This is a genomic window from Nocardia sp. NPDC060220, assembly GCF_042727815.1.
Lineage (GTDB): Bacteria > Actinomycetota > Actinomycetes > Mycobacteriales > Mycobacteriaceae > Nocardia.
In genome coordinates this window covers 1-2,780 of sequence record NZ_JBHWZY010000882.1, presented here as the reverse complement: position 1 = coordinate 2,780, position 2,780 = coordinate 1, and the positions used below count along the sequence as shown (strand labels likewise).

At 69.0% G+C, this 2,780-nt stretch carries 2 protein-coding genes and 1 pseudogene; all 3 read left to right on the top strand.

Going from position 1 to position 2,780, the window contains the following annotated elements:
- Window positions 1-759: pseudogene (locus tag ACFWF3_RS31185) on the top strand (pyridine nucleotide-disulfide oxidoreductase); the annotation flags it as partial.
- Window positions 760-769: 10 nt separating this feature from the next.
- Window positions 770-1,900 carry an Mrp/NBP35 family ATP-binding protein gene (locus ACFWF3_RS31180; protein ID WP_379317315.1) on the top strand — a complete coding sequence of 377 codons (1,131 nt, stop codon included), beginning with the start codon at window positions 770-772 and terminating at the stop codon, window positions 1,898-1,900.
- A 77-nt stretch (window positions 1,901-1,977) separates the two neighbouring features.
- Window positions 1,978-2,780: IclR family transcriptional regulator (locus tag ACFWF3_RS31175; RefSeq protein WP_379317313.1), on the top strand; the 803-nt coding region annotated here is incomplete at its 3' end.

Genomic DNA, 2,780 nt, shown 5'->3' with positions numbered 1-2,780 from the left:
ACGCCCCTCGAGCTGCGCGAACTGGATCACTCGCCGACGATCGAGGTCATCGTCAACCCCGAGGACATCGACTACGACGAGGGCTCCGAAGCCGCGCGCCGTAACTCCAAGCAGGTCGACATGGTCGCCAACACCTTGGAGCAGTGGGCCATCCGCGACCACGGCGACCGCCCGCACAAGCTGTTCCTGCACTTCTTCGAATCGCCCGCCGAGGTCCTCGGCGCCGACGGCAAGGTCGTCGGCCTGAAGACCGAACGCACCCAGCTCGACGGCACCGGCAACGTCAAGGGCACCGGCGAATTTCGGGTGTGGGACGTACAGGCGGTCTATCGGGCGGTCGGCTATCGCTCCGAAGATGTCGCCGACATCCCGTTCGACGATCGCACCGGCACCATCCCCAACGAGGCGGGGCGCTTGCTGATCGACCCGAACGCGCGCGAGGGGGCGCGATACCTCGACGGGGTGTATGTCACCGGCTGGATCAAACGCGGCCCCGTCGGCCTGATCGGCCACACCAAAGGCGACGCCGCCGAAACCGTTGCCTGCCTGCTGGCCGATCAGGCCCGGCTGACACCGGCGCCGCGACCACACCCCGATGCGGTGACCGAACATCTCACCGCATCGGGCATTGCCTTCACCACCTGGGAAGGCTGGTACCGACTCGACGCCCACGAACGCGCGCTGGGCGAAGCCGAAGGACGCGAGCGGATCAAGATCGTCGAACGCGCGGACATGCTGCACGCCAGCTCGGTCCAGTGAGGAGGAGCCCATGACATCACCGACCGAACCACAGATCAGGACCGCGCTCGCCGGAGTGGACGACCCCGAGATCGGCCGTCCCATCACCGAATTGAACATGGTCGAGACCATCGACATCGACGGAGCAGGTCGTGTCGCGGTAGGCATCCTGCTCACCGTCGCAGGATGCCCCCTGCGGACGAAGATCAGTGACGACATCCGCGCCGCCGTCACCGCGGTGCCCGGCGTCGCCGGTATCGAGATCGACTTCGGGGTGATGAGCGAGGAGCAGCGCCGTAGCCTGAGAATCCAGCTCCGGGGACCCGGATCGGACAGTATCGCCGCTCTCGCGCAACCGGATTCACCGACCCGCGTGTACTGCGTGGTCTCGGGCAAAGGCGGCGTCGGGAAGTCGAGTGTCACCGTCAATCTAGCCGTCGCGCTGGCTCGACGTGGATTGCGCGTCGGTCTCATGGACGCCGATGTTCACGGTCACTCGGTACCCGCGATGCTCGGCATCACCACCGCGCCCACCCTGGTCGAGTCGATGATGATGCCGCCCACCGCATTCGGTGTGCGCGTCGTGTCGATCGGTATGTTCGTCGACGACAACGCCCCCGTCGTCTGGCGCGGGCCGATGCTGCACCGCGCGTTGCAGCAGTTCGTCAACGACGTGTACTGGGGCGAACTGGATATTCTGCTGATCGACATGCCACCGGGCACCGGCGATGTGGCCATCTCCCTGGCCCAGTTGCTGCCCACCGCGCAGCTGCTGGTCGTCACCACCCCGCAACGCGCCGCGGCTCGCATCGCCGAACGCGCCGGCGCCGTGGCCGCGCAGACCGGTCAGCGGGTGGCGGGCATCATCGAGAACATGTCCTGGTACGACAGTCCCGACGGCACCCGGCAGACCCTCTTCGGCGCGGGCGGCGCCACCGCGGTGAGCCGCGCGCTGAGCGGCCTGCTCGACACCTATTGCCCGGTCATCGGCCGGATCCCGTTCGATCCGGTGGTCTGCGCGGCGGGCGATCAGGGCGCTCCGTTCGTCGACACCGACCCGCACTGCGCGCCCGCCAGAGCGATCGGCGAGATCGCGGCGACCATCGCGCCGATCGTGCGCCGCCCGCTGTCTGTGACGCCGGTCAGCCCGGTGCCTGCCTGAGATCGAGGCGAAATAGTGCGTGAGCGGAGCTGACAGCTCTAGTCTGTTAGCGCTACGCACTGTGGAGGTTGGATCACATGACGGTCGAGATCGTGACCGAACCGGCGCCCGAGAACCTGTGGACCGGATCGGGCCGGGCGACCGGGGCACCGCCGACGTCGATGATCGAGCGGATGACGCTCATCCTGGACGCGTTCGACGCCGCCACACCCACGCTGACGCTGCTCGGGCTCGCCGAACGCACCGGGCTGCCGCGCTCGACCGTGCATCGCATCCTCGACCAGATGATCCGGCTGCGCTGGCTCGCGCACACTCCGGGCGGCTACCGGCTGGGGCTGCGGGTGCTCGAACTCGGCGGGCTCGCGGCCGAGCAGAACGAACTGCGCGAGGTGGTGGGGCCACTGCTCTACGAACTCAGTCAGCGCACGGGGCTGGTGGGGCACCTCGCGGTGCTGGACGGGCGTGAGGTGTTGTTCCTGGATCGTTCGGGGGGCCGCGGCCGGGTGGTCATCCCGACCCGTGTCGGTGGCAGGCTGCCCGCGCACTCCACGGCGGTGGGCAAGGCGCTGCTGGCCACGCTGGAGCCCGGCATCGCCGAGGCCGTGCTGCGGGGCAATGCCGTGGCACGGACCGCGCGCACGATCGTCGACCGGGCCGAACTGCACCGCGAACTCGCCCGTATCCGCAACCGTCAGGGCGTGGCCGTGGACACCGAGGAGTCGCTGCCGGGCGTGGGTTGCGTGGCGGTGCCGATCCGCGGCCGCGGTGTCGCGGTGGCCGCGATCTCCTTGTCGGGCACGGTCAATGGTGCGCGCACCGCGCTCGACACCGCGCGGCTGGCTCGGGCGCTGGCCGAGGTGGCCAAGGAAGCGTCACGCAC

Excerpts from the sequence above, each read along its gene's own strand:
- ACFWF3_RS31180 (WP_379317315.1), top strand. The coding sequence starts at position 770 with ATGACATCACCGACCGAACCACAGATCAGGACCGCGCTCGCCGGAGTG.